This is a genomic window from Myxosarcina sp. GI1 (assembly GCF_000756305.1).
Taxonomy (GTDB): domain Bacteria; phylum Cyanobacteriota; class Cyanobacteriia; order Cyanobacteriales; family Xenococcaceae; genus Myxosarcina.
This window is the reverse complement of the sequence record NZ_JRFE01000026.1, coordinates 223607-244029: the sequence shown is the minus strand read 5'-3', so window position 1 is coordinate 244029 and position 20423 is coordinate 223607. Positions and strand designations below refer to the sequence as shown.

12 protein-coding genes are annotated in these 20423 nt (G+C 41.8%); 5 read left to right on the top strand and 7 right to left on the bottom strand.

Going from position 1 to position 20423, the window contains the following annotated elements:
* Positions 1-244 precede the first annotated feature (244 nt).
* Entirely contained in the window at positions 245-1222 is a 978-nt protein-coding gene (locus tag KV40_RS21375) for a tyrosine-type recombinase/integrase (RefSeq protein ID WP_036485807.1), read from the bottom strand.
* Between the two features lie 181 nt (positions 1223-1403).
* Entirely contained in the window at positions 1404-3296 is a 1893-nt protein-coding gene (gene ftsH2, locus KV40_RS21370; RefSeq protein ID WP_036485806.1) for an ATP-dependent zinc metalloprotease FtsH2, read from the bottom strand.
* 537 nt (positions 3297-3833) lie between these two features.
* Here ftsH2 and yvcK point away from each other — a divergent pair.
* The 3 genes from yvcK to KV40_RS21355 all read left to right on the top strand — a co-directional run bounded on the left by yvcK (position 3834) and on the right by KV40_RS21355 (position 9996).
* On the top strand, positions 3834-5180 hold the full coding sequence (gene yvcK / locus KV40_RS21365) for a gluconeogenesis factor YvcK family protein (RefSeq protein ID WP_036485803.1): 1347 nt from the start codon (positions 3834-3836) through the stop codon (positions 5178-5180).
* Positions 5181-5355: 175 nt separating this feature from the next.
* Positions 5356-7815 carry a glycosyltransferase family 39 protein gene (locus KV40_RS21360; protein ID WP_036485801.1) on the top strand — a complete coding sequence of 820 codons (2460 nt, stop codon included), beginning with the start codon at positions 5356-5358 and terminating at the stop codon, positions 7813-7815.
* A 105-nt stretch (positions 7816-7920) separates the two neighbouring features.
* On the top strand, positions 7921-9996 hold the full coding sequence (locus KV40_RS21355; RefSeq protein WP_036485799.1) for a M3 family metallopeptidase: 2076 nt from the start codon (positions 7921-7923) through the stop codon (positions 9994-9996).
* Positions 9997-10005: 9 nt separating this feature from the next.
* Here the strand turns inward: KV40_RS21355 and KV40_RS21350 are convergent, their stop codons facing one another.
* Positions 10006-15174: a caspase family protein gene (locus KV40_RS21350; protein ID WP_036485796.1), complete on the bottom strand. Its 5169-nt coding sequence runs from the start codon at positions 15172-15174 to the stop codon at positions 10006-10008.
* Between the two features lie 257 nt (positions 15175-15431).
* On the opposite strand from KV40_RS21350, the gene KV40_RS21345 reads away from it, so the two are divergent.
* Positions 15432-15725: an Asr1405/Asl0597 family protein gene (locus KV40_RS21345; protein ID WP_052055812.1), complete on the top strand. Its 294-nt coding sequence runs from the start codon at positions 15432-15434 to the stop codon at positions 15723-15725.
* A gap of 31 nt (positions 15726-15756) precedes the next feature.
* Positions 15757-16344 carry a ferredoxin gene (locus KV40_RS21340; RefSeq protein ID WP_036485794.1) on the top strand — a complete coding sequence of 196 codons (588 nt, stop codon included), beginning with the start codon at positions 15757-15759 and terminating at the stop codon, positions 16342-16344.
* Between the two features lie 191 nt (positions 16345-16535).
* Here KV40_RS21340 and KV40_RS21335 read toward each other — a convergent pair whose 3' ends face one another.
* The 4 genes from KV40_RS21335 to lpdA all read right to left on the bottom strand — a co-directional run bounded on the left by KV40_RS21335 (position 16536) and on the right by lpdA (position 20410).
* On the bottom strand, positions 16536-17189 hold the full coding sequence (locus KV40_RS21335) for a glutathione S-transferase family protein (RefSeq protein ID WP_036485793.1): 654 nt from the start codon (positions 17187-17189) through the stop codon (positions 16536-16538).
* A 37-nt stretch (positions 17190-17226) separates the two neighbouring features.
* A complete protein-coding gene (locus KV40_RS21330) occupies positions 17227-17949 on the bottom strand; it encodes a polysaccharide deacetylase family protein (RefSeq protein WP_052055811.1) in 723 nt (240 codons plus the stop codon).
* Positions 17950-18016: 67 nt separating this feature from the next.
* Positions 18017-18901, bottom strand: coding sequence for an indole-3-glycerol phosphate synthase TrpC (gene trpC, locus KV40_RS21325; protein WP_036486035.1), 885 nt, complete (start codon positions 18899-18901; stop codon positions 18017-18019).
* 72 nt (positions 18902-18973) lie between these two features.
* Positions 18974-20410 (bottom strand): dihydrolipoyl dehydrogenase, encoded by a 1437-nt coding sequence (gene lpdA, locus KV40_RS21320; RefSeq protein ID WP_036485792.1) that lies wholly within the window; start codon positions 20408-20410, stop codon positions 18974-18976.
* Positions 20411-20423 lie beyond the last annotated feature (13 nt).

Below are 20423 nucleotides of genomic sequence, written 5' to 3'. Positions count from 1 at the left end.
GTAAAGAATATGCAGTTTACTACATCGAAATTGATGGTTTTACATTCCATTTTTCTTCTTTAGCTGAAATGGATAGATGTATCGATATACTCTCACGGAGGCTATTGCCAACAATTCGTAGATTGAGCAAAATTGGAAGTACAGACAGAAAGCAGTGAAATATTTAAAACAGGCATATCGGTAGTTCGAGAAACAGATTTCGCTCGAAGATAAATAGTAGAAAACAGTGTTTTTAAGACAAAATTTAAATTTCAATATTTAATTTTAGCGCGGGGTTGTTTTCCCAGCGATCGGCTACGTGAGCATAAATACAGGTAGTGCGAGGATCGCTGTGTCCGAGTAAATCTTGTACCTGGCGTAATTCTGCCCCCGAATGCAAAGCTAGAGTACCTGCCGTATGTCTCAAACTATGGGCGGAAATAGTCCTACCTGGCGTATATTTTAAAGAGGCTTGTTGGAGATAATTATCGACGATTAGTCTAATACCGCGACGAGAAATTCTTTTGCCTTTCGATCTATTGCCCACGCCGATAAATATCGGTGAATTTGGTTTTAATACTTCTCCTGCTGTTTCTCGTAGATGTAAATAATCAACTAACAAGTTAGCAATATCCGAAGTTAGAGGCACGACTCGAATACTTCTTTTTCCTTCTACCCTTACGCCTAAATTTTTTCCCTGTCTAACTAAATCGCTAATATTAGCCCGATGTAGCTCGATGGTTCGCGTACCTTCTAATACCATTATGGCAATCATGGCTTTATCCCTAGCGGCTTTTAAGCTGCCATCACGAGGAATGGTTTGTAATAAAGTTTCAACTTCTGCCTGTTCTAAATAAGTAATTTTTTCTGCTGGATCGCGCTTTTCTTTGGGTGGCTTGACTCCCGCAGCAGGATTGATGGCAATTAATCCTTTTTCTAAAGCTGCTTGATAAAATCTTCTAACTACAGCTAGCTTTAGGGCGATGGTAGCAGGCTTGTACTGTTTTTTGTCTACCATCCAGCGACGATATTTTTTAATATCGTCTTTAGTCACTGTAGCGGGATTTAATTTCAGGCGATCGCACCAGTTCAAAAACTGTTGTAGCTGTCGGCGATAAGTTTTGAGGGTATCGGTAGCGGCATCTCCAGCACTTACGTCTATGTCGAGAAATTCGGCAAATACTACTAACAGATTGTTGGTAGTATTAGTAGTTAGTTGTGGCGGTGCGGTAGCAGCTAGCATAGTTTGTCGAATAAGTTCTCGGTTAAAGTTTATTCGATCTCAATTAAAACCGCTAACTATGAATAATAAATTTGGATAGAGAAAAACTTATTACTTATTATTTAAAAAAGCTTGCCAGATAAAAAATGGGGCGATCGCCTTAGCGACCATCCCCAAAAATCAAGCAAGTTGAATTACTAAACTATAGCTGTGGCACAAACTGTTCTTTGTCTGGTACTTCGGTATACTCAGAAACAATTTGTTTTAACTCATCACCGCTAATGCTTTCTTTTTCAATTAGCAGATCTACTAGACGATCTACTACCTCGCGGTTTTCGCGAATTATTTTACGTGCCAAATTATGTCCTTGTTCGGTAATTTGACGGACGCGATCGTCGATTAGAGATGCCACTTCTTCGGAATATTCAGAACGAGAAGTCAAGCCCGCACCGAGGAATACTTCGCCTCCCTGTCCGCCGAGGGCAATTGGACCTAAATCGCTCATGCCGTAAATCGTTACCATCTGTCTTGCCATTTGCGTGACCTGCTGCAAGTCACCGCCAGCACCAGTAGTTACTTCGTCATGACCGAAAACTTCTTCTTCAGCAGCACGTCCGCCCATCGCACCAGCAATTCTTGCCATTAGTTGCGATCTGGCAATTAAACCTTGTTCTTCGCTAGGAGTAAACCAAGTCAAACCCTGAGCCTGTCCGCGAGGAATCAAAGTAACTTTTTGTACGGGGTCGTGATCTTTAACCAGAGTTCCGACGATGGCGTGACCAACTTCGTGATAGGCAATTAGTCGTTTGCTCTTACCGTCTACTAAAGGTGTTCCTTCCATACCTGCCACCACGCGATCGACTGCGTCGTCGATTTCCAGCATGGTAATGGCTTCTTTGCGTCTTCTAGCGGTTAGAATTGCTGCTTCATTGAGTAAGTTAGCCAAATCTGCACCAGTAAAGCCAGGAGTCCGTCTGGCGATCGCCTCTAACGAAACTTCAGGAGCAACTTTTTTGTTGCGGGCATGAACTTCTAAAATTTCTAAGCGACCTCTAATATCGGGACTATCGACACCTACTTGGCGATCGAAACGACCTGGACGCATTAAAGCTGAGTCTAGAACGTCGGGGCGGTTAGTAGCAGCAATAATAATAATTCCCGTATTGCCTTCAAAACCGTCCATTTCGGTTAGTAGCTGGTTGAGAGTTTGTTCTCGTTCGTCGTTACCACCACCGATACCAGCACCTCTTTGACGACCGACAGCGTCAATCTCATCGATAAATATCAGACAGGGTGCATTTTCTTTGGCTTTTTTAAATAGGTCGCGGACGCGAGAAGCACCAACACCGACAAACATTTCTACAAATTCCGAACCAGAAATACTAAAGAAAGGTACGCCAGCTTCACCAGCGATCGCTTTTGCCAGTAAAGTTTTACCAGTTCCAGGAGGTCCAATTAACAACACCCCTTTAGGAATTTTCGCGCCTACGGCAGTAAAGCGTTCTGGTTGTTTGAGGAAAGTTACAACTTCCTGTAATTCTTCTTTAGCTTCATCAATACCCGCTACATCGTCAAACATAATCCCTGTTTTGGCTTCCATTTGGAAACGAGCGCGGGATTTACCAAAATTCATTGCCTGACCTGGACCGCCTGGCATATTATTAGAACGGCGGAAGAGGAAAAACAACGCTCCAATTAACAAAATAGGAAAGAGCAAATTACCTAAAAGTCCCCAAACTGCTCCATCGTTGCCAGCGGGATGATAGTCAAAGTTGACATCTGCTTCTCTCAGTTTGGCGACTAATTCGGGGGAATTAGCAGGTAAATCTACTCTCGATTTTTGCACGCGATTGTCTAATTGGGGGTCTGATGCCTCGACAATTGCAGTCCGACCATTTTCGTATAGTTCTACGCTGTTTACTTTCCCAGAATTGAGATAGTCGAGAAAGCGTCCATAGGTCATTCTAGTGTTAGCTGAGTTTCCTCCCAAGCTAGAACCAGAGGCTGACGAAAAGTTACCCTGCCAGAGGAAAAACCCTACCACTAACAAAGGTAACGTCCACAGGATTAAGATTCTCCAAGAAAATTTTTTCATAAGATAGTTTGGATTCTATTTGAATTGAATATATATATTGATTATTTTGATTTTTTCGTTAGCAATTGCTACCCAATTATGATTTTTATCGACGGTTAGTTACCGACTTTGTCGTTTAGGACAAAGTAATTTAAAATTTGCTTCTAAATCGTCAAGTCAGACTTTTGCCGATATCAAAAACAAAATTTTTGTCAAGTCAATTTTATTTTAGATTACTTCTTCTTAATTAAATTTAACGTAATTCTCATTTTTAAAGCAAGAGGAAAACCCGAAAAGTCCAAAACAAGCAAGTTAGTGGTTCGGAACGCTGAATTTATTTCCGCGTTAGGAAAACCAGTGATTTCACTTGCCAAAAATCAGGATAAACAGTAAGTTTGATTGGCAGTCTATTATCTATTTAGCGACTGTCTCCTATTTAATAATATTTATAGTACATATTAAGAATGATAATGCTAGAGGTGTTTCTACTACGATAGTCGATATTGGTACTCATTAAACGCAGTAAATGGCAACAGTCCAAAACCTTCTAAGAGCGAGATGAAAAATTCAGCTTTACCTAAGAAAAAAAGTTTTCGTAGAGCGAATCGTTGGTACAAATGGCTATCTCCTGGATTATTTATTAAACGCTGGCTACTGCTAAGTGCTACTGGCTTTTTCCTGGCAGTCATTGGCAGTGCGATTTGGATAAAGCTCACACCAATATATCGTTTGCTAGAGTTGACTTCTCGACTTTTGGGATTTATTGCCAACATTGTACCCAATTTCATATCAGGTCCAATTGTCTTGCTCTTGGGCGTGTTTTTAGTTTTTTGGGGTCAATCTCGTACTGTCGGCTCGATTAGTGAAGTTTTTCAAATAGATAAAGATAAAGAGTTAGTAGATTTGCTGCTCGATCGCCGTCGTTTAAATCGCGGACCCAAGATTGTAGTTATTGGTGGCGGTACGGGCTTGTCTACTTTGCTTAGAGGTCTAAAGCAGTATAGCAGTAATATTACGGCTATTGTTACCGTTGCTGACGATGGTGGTTCTTCTGGCAGATTGAGAAGAGAAATTGGCGTACAGCCTCCTGGCGATATTCGTAATTGTCTGACAGCATTAGCCGACGAAGAAGAATTGTTAACCGAACTATTTAAGTATCGTTTTGAAGCAGGAGATGGTTTGGTCGGTCATAGTTTTGGTAATTTGTTCTTGACGGCAATGAGCGAAATCACTGGCGATTTGGAACAGGCAGTAGCTGCTAGTTCCCAGGTTTTGGCAATTAGAGGTAAAGTTTTACCTGCAACTCTTAGCGACGTAAGATTGTGGGCAGAGATGGAGGACGGGAGGTTAATCGAGGGAGAATCAAATATTTCTAAAGCTGGCGGTAAAATTTGCGGTATAGGCTGTATGCCTGCATTTCCGCCAGCTTTACCCGCCGCCGTTAAAGCCATCAAAGAAGCAGAATATATTATTATCGGTCCTGGAAGTCTCTACACCAGTATTATTCCCAACTTCTTGGTTCCAGAAATTACCGATGCGGTAGCTAGTTCTAAGGTACCTCGGATTTATATCTGTAATATTATGACCCAACCAGGAGAAACCGATAACTATACCGTTAGCGATCATATTAGAGCGATCGATCGCATTGGCAAACAGCAGTTATTCGATGCAGTTTTAGTACATCACGAGCCACCTTCTGCCAAATCTCTAGAACGCTATGCCAGAGAAAATTCCCATCCCGTTTATCTCGATCGCGAAACAGTCGGCAATCTCAATCGTAGAGTAGTTATGGCTAATGTCATGGAAGAAGATGAAAAAAGTGGTTATGTCCGCCACGACCCCGCACAGTTAGCAAGAGTCTTATTACGTTGGTATAGCGGTAAATGGCATCCTAAGAAACACTAATATAAAAGTTACGGTTGAGACAAGCAAAGTTATTGGTTCGTAAGTAGCAAGTAGCAAGTAGCAAGTAGAACTGCAAAAACAAATTTTTAAAGTGTCCTAATGTATTTGCGTAACACTATAAAAGTCTAAGAAAAAAATTTATACTCAATGAATCGGAAACTTGCTTTAAAAACTTATGAAGCAGCAACATTCTCTTAGCTGGCAGCAAGGTTTGGCGATTCTAGTCGTAATTTGGTTTATAGGTGCGTTTGGCGATCGCCTGTGGTTGGCTATAGATAATTCCGTACCAGATTGGGACAGGGCGGATTATCTCAACGGAGTATTAAATTACGCTCATACTTTACAAACTCCTCAATGGCTAAATGGGGAATGGTGGCGAGAATTTTGGCTGTTGACTAATAAAATTCCCCCATTTCACTATATTTTGACCGCGCCGTTTTTTCAGTGGTTGGGCAGGAGTCAGGATGCAGCAACTACAGTAATGCTGGTTTATAGTAGCATTTTGCTAGTTTCCGTATATGGTTTGGGAGTAATCTTGTTTAACCCGATTCTGGGGTTATGGGCGGCTGGATTGTGTCAGCTAATGCCAGGATTGTATTACTATCGCCTGGAGTTTTTGCTGGATTATCCTCTAACAGCAATGGTTACTCTCAGCTTTTGGCTATTAACAATCTGGAAATTTAAAAACACCATACTCACAGCAATACTATTTGGTGTATCTTTCGGCTTGGCAATTTTACTCAAGCAAACTGCTTTATTTTTTTTATTGGTTCCCTTGTTGTGGCTGTTAGCTACTTGTTTAAAAAATCGTCAGTGGTGGCGTTTGACACAGCTTATTAGCAGCTTATTTGTTGCTGTGGCAATCTCTTTTCCCTGGTATCGCACCAACTGGCTGTTAATTCTAACTTCTGGAAAACGGGCGACGGTAGATTCTGCGATCGCTGAGGGCGATCCAGCACTCAATACTTTAGCTGCCTGGACATATTACGCTAAAGTTTTACCCGATTTAATTTCTTGGCACTTATTAATAATTTCCCTCGCTGGCTTTATTTTCTTTGCTATTTATAAATTCAGCAGAAACAAATATAGTCTCCATATCATCAAGACAATAAAATGGCGTTGGCTGACAGTTTTTCTAATCGGTGGTTATTTACTTTCTTCCTTAAATATCAATAAAGATGCGCGATACATTTTACCTTTATTGCCTGTTTTGTCTTTAATATTAGCTGCGGGTTTATTATCTTGGACTGGACGTTGGCGACGTTACATCCGTTGGGGGACGATTTGTTTGGCAGTCGTTTTAATGCTGTTAAACTTATTTTCTTTAGGAGGGAATTATTTAACAGGTAAATTCAGTCATTATCCTTATACTGGCAAACCCTATCCCAATCCAGAAGTTATCAACACAATTATCGATACATCTCCTTACCTGCGATCGACTTTAGGAGTTTTACCTTCAACTCCAGTAATAAATCAGCATAACTTTTCTTTTTACGGCGGACTAAAAGACTTTCAAGTTTTTGGTCGTCAGGTAGGAGTCAGGGAAGATGAAGTTGTTGCTGATGCGCGATCGCTCGACTGGTTTGTTACTAAAACAGGCGACCAAGGTTCGATTCCCGATGCTCAACCTGCAATAGTAGACTTGGTAGAATCTGGCGGAGATTTTAATCTGCATCAAAGCTGGCAACTGCCAGATAATAGTAGTTTAAATCTATATCATCGCAAATTACCGTTGGTAGAAGTAGACAAGATTTCTACCGATCTATCTAATAACAAAATTTCTCTGCAAAATATCTTTTTACCAAAAATATCTCCTTCAGGCGTACCTATTCCCGTCACCTATCAGTGGGTGGGAAATTGGTCTGAATTGCAATCGGGCATAGTCTTATTGACTTGGGAAAATTCAAGCGATAACTCCTTTAATTTTTGGCTGCATGACCATAGTTTTGGTATGGGTGCATTAGAAACTAATAGAGAAATAGAGCCTAATTCTACTTTTCGAGTTGTCGAACGAACCGCAATGCTGCCTCCAGATACTATTGCTGAGGGGGAATATACCCTCAAGGCAACCTATCTCAACCGCAATACGGGACAAACTTATCCTATAGATATTCCTCCTGTTACTCTTGAAATTACTAACAACGCTACAGCAAAACCAGCCCCCGAACTAGATTTAGTCACTCAACTAAGAGCGATCGCGCCTAAGATGGCAGATAGCATTACAGCTTTAGAGCCGATCTTCGCTCAAACCGCCAGAATCAATCAGTACGACGGTAGACAAGATTATTTGCGACAAACAGAACTAGCTTTGTCCTATCGTTTGCAGCACGGTGTTGTTAGTTCTCAACACAGACTCGACTGGCTTTATACAGTAGCTTTATCCCAGGTATTACAGCAAGATGTAGATGGCGCGATCGCATCTTTTAACCAAATCACTGAGTTAGCTCCTCAAAATCCCTATGGTTACGCCTATCTTGCTTTTGTCTATTTGTACGACTGGCAACCCCAAGCGGCAACTAAAGAACTAAATATTGCTGCCGAACTCAATCCAAATATCCCAGAAGTAAAAACTCTCCAAGGTGTTGCTGCCTTAATGCAGGGTAATTTAGTTAAAGCTTGGAATCTGTTGAAATAAACTTTTAGTATTTTTCGGTTATCCCAACAATAATATCGCTCCAGATTTGGAACAGAAAGCGTTACCGTAAATGTATATATAAATTTATTGACAGCATCATCATTTATGACCGACGCAACAATTGCTAAAAATCCCTTATTAATAGGTAAAGGTTTACCTCCCTTCGATAAAATCGAACCCGCTCATGTAGTTCCCGCTATGACGGAGCTACTAAATGAACTAGAAGCAGATTTATCTAAACTAGAAGCCAACGTAACTCCTACTTGGTCTGGTTTAGCCGAACCCCTAACAGAGATGGAAGAAAAGCTAGGCTGGAGTTGGGGGATTGTCGGTCATTTAATGGGGGTAAAAAATAGTCCCGAACTTAGAGAAGCCTACGAAACCATACAGCCAGAAATAGTCAAGTTTTACAATAAACTCAGTCAGAGCAAACCACTCTACGAAGCTTTTAAAGAGTTACGCAACAGTAAAGAGTGGAAACAGTTCGAGCCAGCGCAGCAGCGTATTGTCGAAGCTTCCCTACGAGACTTTGAGCTTTCTGGCGTAGGCTTAGAAGGAGAAGCCAAAGAAAGGTTCAATCAAATTCAGTTAGAACTAGCAGAACTATCAACTAAGTTTTCTAATAATGTTCTCGATGCGACTAAAGCTTTTAAATTAAAGCTAACCGACAAGAAAGACGTGGAAGGTTTACCTGAAAGTGCTTTGAGCTTAATGGCACAAACCGCCAAGGAAGAAGGCGAAACAGAAGCAACAACAGAAGCAGGACCTTGGGTAGTTACTCTCGATTATCCTAGCTTTATGCCGTTTATGAAGTACGCTACCAATAGAGAGTTGCGCGAAAAACTTTACAAGGCTTTTATCTCGCGGGCATCTGAGGGCGAACTGGATAATAAACCCCATATCGATCGCATCTTGAAATTAAGACAGGAAAAAGCCAAACTGCTTGGTTTCGATAGCTTTGCCGAACTGAGTCTGGCACGTAAAATGGCACCAAATGTAGAGGCGGTAGAACAACTTTCTGAAGAGTTGCGTATTGCTAGTTACGAAGCGGCACAGCAAGAATTTGAAGAATTAAAAGCTTTTGCAGGTCAAGATCTCAAACACTGGGATACTTCTTATTGGTCGGAAAAACAACGAGAAGCTAAGTTTGACTTTAGTGAAGAAGAACTACGTCCTTACTTTTCTTTAGAACGAGTTTTAGACGGTTTGTTCGGTCTTGTCGATCGCGTTTTTGGCGTAAAAGTTAAAGCCGCAGACGGACAAGCACCTGTATGGCACCCAGATGTCCGTTATTTCCAGATCGAGGATGAAACTGGAGAAACAATTGCCTATTTCTATCTCGATCCCTATTCCCGTCCTGCCGAAAAGCGCGGTGGTGCCTGGATGGATGACTGCATCGGACGTGCCAAAATGACCATAGAGGACAAAACTTCTACTCGTTTGCCCGTTGCTTATTTAATCTGCAATCAAACTCCACCAGTGGGAGATAAGCCGAGTCTGATGACTTTTAGAGAAGTAGAAACCCTCTTTCACGAATTCGGTCACGGCTTACAGCATATGCTAACCAAGGTAGATTATTTAGGAGCTTCGGGAATCAATAACGTCGAATGGGATGCGGTAGAATTACCCAGTCAGTTTATGGAAAACTGGTGTTACGATCGCCCCACTTTATTTGGTATGGCAAAACACTATCAAACTGGCGAAACTCTACCCGAAGAGTATTATCAAAAGCTCTTAGCGGCTAAAAACTATATGAGTGGTTCGGCAATGCTGCGCCAGCTACATTTTGGCTTGGTAGACATCGAACTGCATCACCGCTATCAGCCAGGAGGCGAAGAAACACCCAACCAAGTGCGCGATCGCATTGCAGAAACTACCAGCATTTTACAACCACTACCCGAAGATAATTTCTTGTGTTCCTTCGGACATATCTTTGCTGGCGGCTATGCGGCAGGTTACTACAGTTATAAATGGGCAGAAGTTCTCAGTGCCGATGCCTTTGCCGCTTTTGAAGAAGCTGGTTTGGATGATGAAACGGCAATTTCTAAAGTCGGTAAGCTCTATCGCGATACCGTCTTAGCTTTGGGTGGTAGTTTGCATCCGATGGAAGTATTCAAACAGTTTCGCGGACGCGAACCTCAAACCGAACCATTGTTAAGACATAGTGGTTTGGCAGCTTAGCAATCGATCTCAATCGCAAATTTGCCGATCTTGCTGGCTGAGATCGGCATTATTTTGTAAATAATCCGACAGGCGATCGCATCCTTTAGTTAATAAACTATCTAGTTCTAAATTCCACCAGAATAAACCCTGCTGTTCTTCAGCACTAATAATAGTTATGTCGTCATTAGTAAAGGCGACACTGTTAATTTGGCTGGAATGTCCCTGAAGGTTTTTAATCAGTTTGCCGCTATTAACATCCCAAAGTTTAATGGTGCGATCGCCGCTAGCCGAAGCTAAAATTGTTCCTTCAGAGTTAAAGTCGAGGCTAGTAACGCCATCTTGATGAGCGGTTAGGGTATGAGACAGCTTGAAGTTTTTACCACTGCTATTTATCTGCCATAGTTTAACGGTATTATCCCAACTACCTGAAGCTAAAGTTCTACTATCGGGACTAAATTGCAGCGAAGTTATAACTAAGTTGTGTCCCGATAGAGTGTCGATTAATTCTCCGTCTGTATTCCAAAGTTTAATCGTGTTGTCGTAACTACCAGAAGCGATAAGTTTGCCGTTGGGACTAACAGCAACGCTTTTAACGCTGTCTTGGTGTCCCTGCATAGTTGTAATTAGTTCGCCACGTTGATTATCAATTTTCCAGAGCTTGAGGGTGTTATCTTCGCTACCAGATACTAAAAGATAACTTCCTGCTTGCCATTTATTTTCTGCAACTAAAGCCAGATTATTAATTGCTTCTCGATGTCCTGTCAGAGTAGTAATTAAATCTCCTGTTTTAGCATTCCAAAGTTTAATCGTATTATCTTGACTGCCCGAAGCAATGAGTTTGCCATCGGGAGTGTATTGAATTTGGGAAATAGCCGCATCGTGTCCTGGTAAAGTGCGAACTAGTTGGGGAGTGCCGCTAGAATCTTCTTGCCAAATCTTTATTTTGCCATCCCAACCAGCCGCAGCAAATACATCTGGCTCGGTAGGAGATGTAGCGATACTGTAAATTCCACCATTATCGCTAGAATTATTGCCGTTTATCTGCCAGATTCTGACGGTTTTGTCTACTCCAGTAGAAACTAGTTGGTAGTCACCGCTAGAGTTAGATATAGGTTTTTTAAAACTGACATCTAAAACTTCGCCTGTATGTCCGTTTAAAGTTTGTAACAGCAAACCGTCACGATTCCAAATATAAATACCTTCTCTGGTTGCAGATGCCAAGTATTTACCATCGGGACTAAAGCTAAAGCTGTTCACTTGTCCGCTATTGGAATAAGAGTTAACTAAATTATCATTACTTAGCTGCCATAGTTTTACTATTCCATCATCGCCAGCAGTAGCAAAGTGTTTATTGTCAATAAAGCCAACATTGGTAACTCGTTGCTGCTCGCTAATAGTTTTAATTTCTTTGATACCATTGCGATTGCGCTGCCATAGTTTAATATTGCCTGCCTCGTCGCCCGAAATCAGAAGTTTATTATCGCTACTAAAGCTAACCGAATTTACCCAACCTTCATGTCCCGATAAAGTATCAACTTCTAAACCTGCTTTGTTCCATAATTTTATCGTACCGTCACGACTGGCAGAAGCCAGCAAATTGCCGTCAGAACTAAAAGCTAACTTAGTAATCCAGTCTTGATGTCCGACAAGTTGCGATATTTGTGTGACGTTATTGCCTGTTATTTCCCAGAGGATAATTGTATTATCGGCACTAGCGGTTGCTAGTAGGTAGGGACGTTGGCGTTTTGGATTAAAAACAATATCGATGACAGCATCTTGATGCCTTTTTAAGGTAGTAATCAATTGACCGTTATTATCCCAAAGCTTAATCGTATTATCGTCGCTAGCGGTTGCCAGCAATTCACCATCGGGACTGTAGGCTACGGCATTAACTTGTTGCGCGTGTCCCGTCAAACGATTTAATTCTTGAGTACCGTAAACTGACTGCTGTAAAGTTGCAGCGGTTTTGAGTTTGGTATTTTGCCAGTTATCGTTGCCAATTAACTGCCGTCCGAAGCTGCCAATTTGCTCTATCTGTTTGCCTGCTTTGACGCTAGTAACCAGAGATTCTAACTGTCGATCGGATACTAGTAAAGCCTCAGAGGAAGTATTAAGAGTGCCGATATTATTAACTTGAGCGATGAGCTTTTGCCGATAGGCAGCTACCCCAAAGGCAGTAGCAGCTAAACCTAATATTCCTAATGCTGCCGCAGTTATTCGTGCTTTTCTCAATCGTCGTTTGGCTGCTGTTTGTGCTGCGAGTTGAGCATCGAGACAGGTGGCAACAAATTCTTGAGCTATGGGGCTGAGTTCGTCGGTATATTTGACATAAATTTCTTCCGCTTCAGCTAAACGCACACCTTGTAGTAAAAAGTCTGGCTGTTTGTTTTGTTGCTGCCATAAGTTAGCGGCGCGTTCGATCTGTCGCTGCGATCGCAGTCTGGTACGATTTTCTTCGATCCACCAGCGTAGGGTAGACCAATGATGGATCAAAATTTCGTGAACTACTTCTACGGTGGCTTCTTGCCGCATAGTTTCGAGAAATAGTTCGTCCTCGGCAGGTGGTGTCACGGCACTTCTACCTTGTCCAGCAATTCCACGATCTAAGTTGACTACCAGCAAATTAGCCGCAGTTAATTTTTGTAATGTTTGTTCTACTAAGTCGGCAGGATATTTTTGGACGACTAGCTCGGATTTAGTAACGCGACGGCGCGTATCTTCCGTACCGTCTCCCAACTTAGTCAGACTGAGAAAAATCCAGCGAGCGCATTCCTTGGCTTGAGGATCGAGACTCTGATAAACTGCTTCTGCCTGTCTTTCTAACGCTCCTTTAATTCCTCCTAGCTGCTGATATGCCGCAAAAGTTAGTTTACCTCCCTGACGGCGTTGCCATAACTGTTGTAAAACAAATTGTAGTAAGGGTAAATCGCCAGCAGAACGATCTAAGTCTTGCAGTAATATCTCTATTAACCCTGGTTCGACTTTTAAGCCTACTTGTTCGGCTGGTTTGGCGATCGCGCTGCGATAATCTTCTTTGGTTAAGTAAGGAGGAACTAAAATAGTATGCTGCTGTACCAGGGTTGCCAGTTCGGGGATTTCCAAACAGGAAGCGACAAAATCTGCCCTAATAGTAAAAACTAGCTTGAAGCGATCGCCTGCATATTTAACCGCACCCAAAATCAATTCCAGAAATTGTTGTCTATCTCTAATATCTGCCAGAGTAAATAATTCTTCAAACTGGTCGATCGCTAATAACACTACTGGTTCTGGACGGCTGCGTAACCAACAGACAAATCCTTCTACACCCTGATAGAGTAATCCTTCTATTTGTAGCTGCTGCTGCGCTTTCTGCTGCTTGTTACCAGAATCGGTCAAGCTTTTTGCTAGAGCTTCGATAGGTTTGCTACCAGGGCGAAAACAACCCAACCACCAGCGATCGCTCTGAGGAATATGTTTTCCCTGTCGCAGTTGCGCTATCAGTCCCGCCTGCACCACTGAAGATTTGCCGCTACCAGATGCCCCTACTACAGCTATAACAGAATTGTGATTGGTATGGTCGAGCAACCACTGTACTAGTTCTTCTCGTCCGTAAAAATACTGGGCGTTATCTTCATCAAAAGCTTTCAAACCCCTGTAGGGACAGAGATTGAGATCGTAAATTCCTGAATCTTCATTGACCGAACTTTTGGCAGGTAGAACTTCGATTACACCTTGGGTACCCGATAACCAAATCTGGGGAATAATTTTAGTATCGGCTAGAGCAACTTGCAGTTGGGCAATTAAAGCAGCTACGGAAAAGCCAGATTGACTATCGGCGTTTTCTAAAGTCTCTAACAATATCCGTGTAAACTGCTCTGAGTCTTGGGATAAGGCATTAGCAGCAATCAGACACTGACCTCTTTCTAACTGCAACTCCTCAATCCACTCATTAATAGTGTTAGCTTCAGGACAGTCTAAAATAACTATTTGATGAACGGCGCGAGAATTTTTTAGTGCCTGTCGCAACCAGGAACGAGACAGACTTACGCCATTTTTAAGAATTAATTTAGCTTCTCCTTCGCTAGTTACAACTTTTCCTTTTAAATACAGTAACGCGGTTGTTACTTTGCTTGCTGCCTTGGGATTAGCATCAAAACTGGCAATAATTGCTCTACTCACTGCCGACCATTTCCACTCGGCTTGCGGAAAATAATTAAGGCTAAAACCACCTTTACCTCGTAATACTTTGCTCAAAGCTAAAGTAATACTGTTATCTCGTCCGCCATCAATTACTACAGCCTGACGGGAATTAGTATTTACCGCAACTGGCGATCGCTTGCCTAAAACTACCTTACCGAATCCTTCAACAATGCGCTTGGGAGTTTGTAAGGGAAATTCTGACTGAAGCTTGCTTTCTCCCCTGCTGCTCTTTTGCTGATTGATTAGCCGAATTTGCTGATTGGTTTTGTCGATGTAGCGTAGAGTTTGGTGATAGACATATTGATACAAAGCGTCGGCTTCAATAATTCCCTGGGTGTCGGCGGCTTCTCCCTGTAAACCTCGCATTAAATAATAAGTAAATACGCCGTGTCCCAATTCGGGAAACTCCCAGGACTGTTGGGCGCGATCGCAAGAAAGCAAAGCATAAAAACCCTGACTCTGAGATGCTTTACGCCGTAACAATTTTACTAATCGATCGCTCGGATCGTTTAACGCAGTTGTTCCTCGTAAAGACATACCGCCACTGTGGCAGGCATCCAACCAGACCAGTTGTTGACTGGCGGCAGATTCTAACTGTTTTAATAATTGTTTTAGTACCAACCCTGTCTCTAATAGTCGATCTTTCTGGGTGTCTGCCAAACATAAAACTATTTGCTGAGTAGTGGGTTCTAAAATTCCATGTCCCGAAAAATAAAACAGAATTGTGTCGTCATGATGGGCAGAAGTGACAATATGCTTGAGGCTATTAAATACCGAAGCTCTACTAGGTTGGCGCGTTGCATAATCGTGATGTACGATAATTTCTTTAGCTGCAAAGCCTACTGTTGCTGACTCTAGAGCTTTCCCTAACCCCTGACAGTCTAAAGCAGAATATCTTAAAGACGGTAAGTTCGCTCCATCTTGATAATGATTGACTCCAACTAAAAGAATCCACAGTTTTGCTGCTTTCGATTGGTGAATTGCTTTCGGAGTGCGAATTTTAGCGCGAGGACACATCTATTATTTATCAATCGATCTTGAATCAGTATATCTTTTGTATGTTTCTTCCCCGATGTTTATGCAACAAATTTAAAATACGTTGCTCGATAACTAAAAATTTATCGCATCTTTATTGACATTTATTAGCATCTACCAAGTATAATAAAATTCAAATTTAATAATTGCATTTCTTTCTCAATAAGCTTACAAGAGTTATTAAAGTTAAATTTGCAGAGAAAAACTAAAAACTGTAAAAATCAGGTAGAGTAGAATCAATGAATTATAGCGATCGCTTTCATCAAAATCAAACAAAACTCAACTTAAAGGCAAACGGAGAAAAAGCTTTAGAAGTCATCTGGACGCATAGATGGCAAATATTTCATCGTTTGCAGGCGTTAGAAATAACTTGTCATTGTGCTACCAATGAGCCTTTATGGGTACGATTGAATGATGTAAGAGCAGCTATTCAAATTTGGAGCGTTGTCAAACAGCACAGCGCACCACGTCACGAACTAGTTACCTGGTTAGATCGCTGTTGGCAAATAGAAAATTATCGCAATAATTCCTAAAAATATCGGCAGATATAATACACAGCAGGCAATGGGAAAAACTAAATACCGAGTTTCTGAATTCAACTTGATTGGAGAACTGCAAAAAACCTCGAAGAAAAAAGGAAAAATCAAATATCTCAAACTCGTTAGCGATCGAGGTGAATATTGGATTAAAGTAAGCAAGACAATTCGCAAAAATTTAGATAAAAATATCTCTAAAGGTTGTCGTTTAAAAGTATTAGGGCAACAGAAGCAAAATTTTAAGACAGGTAAAATTAAATTAAAAGCCAACTCGATCGATTTAGTTGCCTGTAATCTCAAGCCAGCAAATGTAAAAGTTAAAGAAAAAAAAGTTTCTCTAGCACCAATCTTCGATCGCCAGAAAAAAGTAAAAGCCAAAGTATTGATCTGTCAAAAAAACAACTGTTGGAAGCGCGGCGGTAAAATAATTCACGATAAACTTACGGAGATGTTTCGCAAAAGCGGCTTAGAAAATGAAATTGAAATTAAAAAAACTGGCTGTCTGAAAAAGTGCAAACAGGCTCCCAATATAGTAATGATGCCAGATAAAAGCCGCTATAGTAAAGTAAATCCCAAACAAGTTCCCGCACTAGTAGAAAAACACCTAATTGTTTGAAGAGTTACTAGTAGACTAGGGCATAAATAAAGCAACCGTTTAAAGCTTTTGACTTTTAACTTCTTGACGCAGTCGCTGCACGAGCAAGGCTCGAAGTCGCGTCTAGCGACGCTTGAAAGCTTTGCTTCCTGCGGGGAAACCCCCAAGACCGCGCTGCCTCGCTTTTAACTTTTGATTTCCGCGTAGCGGTACTAGTTCATCCCTACTTCTTCTTCCTCTATAACTTCTGGCTCTTTTACAGCAGCTTCGTACCACTGCTGGACATCGGAGTCTTGTAACACCGTTTGCATATACTCAGTTTCTAGGCGATCGCACTCGACTCCATAGGTATTAAACCGAAAAACTACTGGAGCAAACATCGCATCTGCCATACTAAAAGAACCAAACAGCCACGAACCTGCTGCGGCGTTGTCGTTTCTGCACTCAGTCCAGATAGCTCGAACGCGATCGATATCACTGGTTAATTCTGGAGTAAGTTCCACTCTGCGATCTGTGGCACGGCAATTCATAGGCATATTTTCTCTTAAGGCAAAAAAACCAGAGTGCATTTCTGCTGAAATAGAACGTGCTCTAGCACGCTGCTTAGTGTCCCTTGGTAATAGTTGGGGATATTTTTCTGCCAGGTATTCTGCGATCGCGATCGTATCCCAAATTACCAGATCGTCTTCTAGATAAACAGGTACTTTGCCTGTAGGAGAATAGCTAAGTAGCCGTTCCTTAGATCCTGCTGTAGATAATGGCACCAGCACTTCTTCAAATATCTCTAACTTGGACAGCATCAGCCAAGCTCTTAAAGACCATGATGAATAGTTCTTATTGCCAATAACTAATTTGGGTATTGCCATTCTGCTTGCTGGAAGAGTTTATTGGTTGATTTTTAATTTAATACAGATCCCATAACTCGCTCATGGAAACGACACGGTAATTTTTCTTTGCTAATTCGTCCAAAATCATCTCTAACGCTGTAGCAGTCTGTCGAGCAACTTTTGCCGAACCTGCATGAAATACTAAAATTGCTCCAGGAAAAACTAACTGTCTGACATACCAAGCAGTCAGTCGAGGATGATTGGCTAAATCGTAAGTATCTACGGGAATCATCGAAGCCAATACCAATTTCATATCATAGTCTTCTTGTTCTGTCAGATGCTCGACCGCTTTTAACATTTGGCGATTGTAGATACCCCTACCAGGACGATACCATCTGATACGACTCTTCCCCGTTAGAGCCAGCAATTTTTCTTGCGCTTCTTTAAGTTGCTTTTCAAACTCTAAAGTAGTCAACCAGGCATGAGTGCTATCAGCGATACCATGATTGCCAACTTCATGACCGCAATCGATAATTTTTTGCAAAATATCAGAGTGGTCTTCAATGTGGTTGCTAATAATAAAAAAAGTAGCTCTAACCTGTTGAGAGGGACTAAGCTGAGAGTTATGTCTGGCGATCGCATCTAATATTAGTTGAGTAGCAAGATCGTCGGGATCGTCATAGCTAGGTGCATCATCTATAGTCAGAGCAACCACTTTTTCGGTAGTTTTTTTATAGAAAATCGCATCGGGAAATAGTCTGGAAACTGTTTCTACTAATCCCTGTGAGAAATTTATCATTAATTAATTCACTGCGTATATTTTCAAACTGGCTACTTGCTACTTTAGTTGCGATCGCCTCACATTTTCAAACAGAAAACAACTCAGAAACTGCTTGTTCTATAGCGTCTTGTTTGACTAAAGATTCGCCAATCAAAACGGCTTTTGCTCCTGCTTTTGTAACCGTGTTTAAGTCTTCTGGCGTATGCAAACCAGATTCGCTGACTATTAATATATCTCTGGCAATTAATTTTTCTCGTCTGGCTTGTAGTAGATCTTGAGTAGTCTGCAAACTAACCGAAAAATCTTCCAGGTTGCGGTTATTAATTCCAATTAACTCTACGTCGTCGATCGCCAGTACCCGATCTAATTCTGCTAGAGTATGAACCTCAATCAAAGGTGTCATACCTAGAGATTTTGTAATTTTGACAAAATAATTTAGGTCGCGATCGTTTAAAATCGCCGCAATCAATAAAACTGCATCAGCACCCTTAGCACGGGCAAAAAAGATCTGGTAGGGATAGATGATAAATTCTTTGCACAATAGAGGTAAGTCTACCGACTTTCTAACCAAGCTAAGGTTATCAAAGCTACCCTGAAAAAACTTTTTGTCGGTCAATACCGAAAGACAACTCGCGCCTCCTCGTTCGTATGCCTGAGCGATCGCTACAGGATTGAAGTCTTCTCTAATTACCCCTTTAGATGGCGAAGCTTTTTTGACTTCTGCTATTAAAGCAGGATTGGTTTTGCCTTGTCGCAAAGCAGCGAGAAAATCTTTTGCTGGAGGTACATCGGCAACCTGTTGGCGTAACTTTTGCAACGGCAGGCGATCGCGCATTCTATCTACTTCGGTTTCTTTGTACCAGACAATTTCTTCTAAAATATGCTGTGGCTCGGTATTGGGAATTTTTGACTTATAGATTACTTCCCCTGTGTTGACTTGAGGATTGGGATTTCTGCGTCTAATTTGCATTTTTAAATTATCTAAAACCAGCAATTTTTATTGTAGGGACTTTTACATCCCTACCTGTGAGAAAAGATCGAATTAAACGCCAACTACTTGAGCGCGTTTGTAAGCCTCATCGAGAACTTCAGAAAGGGTAGGATGGGTGTGAATGTTAAACGATAGGTTTTGTACCGATTCTCTGCGGGCGATCGCATTGGCGGCTTCTTGAATCAAGTCGGAAGCGTGGATACCGATAATATGAACTCCCAATAGTTCTCCAGTATCCTTACGGTACACTACCTTTGCCATACCGTCAGTTTCTCCTTCAGCCAAGGCTTTAGAATTGCCTTTATAGTAAGTTTTGACGGTAGCTGCTTCCCAGCCTTCTTTTTCGCCCAATTCTTTTGCCTGTGCCTCGGTTAAGCCTACATAGCTAATTTCGGGGTGGGTAAACGCAGCAGCGGGAATACTGCGATAGTCGATTTCTTTTTCCTGTCCGCAAATATTTTCTACTGCTACTACTCCCTGCCCAGAAGCAGCATGAGCCAACATTAATTTACCCGTAGCATCTCCCACAGCCCAAAGATGGGGTACTGGTTCGCCATCGCGTAGTACCTGCATTTTATCGTTAACGGGAATAAAGCCTCGCTTGTCGGTACTGACGGCTAATCTTTCCAAACCAAGCTTTTTAGTGGCGGGGATCCGTCCAGTTGCTACCAGACAGGCATCTACTTCTAATACATTTACTACTTCTTTAGTCTTAGCATCAGTTAATTCGATAACCACTGGTGTGCCAGGGGTAACTTTAGTAGCGAACACACCTTGATAGGTTTCAATATCGCGAGGAGCGATCAAAACTCTCTGGGCGATTTTGGCAATGTCGGGATCGAAACCAGGCATTAAGTTATCTAAAGCTTCAATCATGGTTACTTCGCAGCCCAAAGCCGTATAAACATCAGAAAATTCCAAACCGATGTAGCCACTACCAATGATGGCGATCCAGTCGGGAAGTGATTCCAGTCTTACTGCACTATCGCTAGTAAATACGGTTTTGTCGTCTACTTCTATACCAGGAGGAACAAAGGGAATCGAACCAGGACAGAGCATAATATCTTTAGCAGTAAAAGTTTTTTCCCCCTCGGCTGTCTCTACTGTTACTTTTTGCTTGCCCGCCACTTGTCCCCAACCGCGAATGATATCTACCTTGAGACGTTTGAGACTATTAGTTAGATCTCCCTGAATTTTTTCGACCAAATCTGTAGCATGAGCGGCGATCGCGCTACGATCGAATTGTACTCCACCACCAAACCTAATCCCCATATCCTCTAAGTGATGGGTGTTAGTCAACTCTCTGACCCTACCAGAAGCCGCAAGTAATGCTTTAGAAGGAATACAGCCGCGATTGACGCAAGTTCCGCCCATATCTCCCGCTTCGACAATTGCGGTTTTCAAGCCACACTTAACTGCGTGTAGTGCCGCACCGTGTCCGCCTACACCCGCACCAATAATAATTAAATCGTAATCAAATTCGCTCATTACTCTTGCTTTT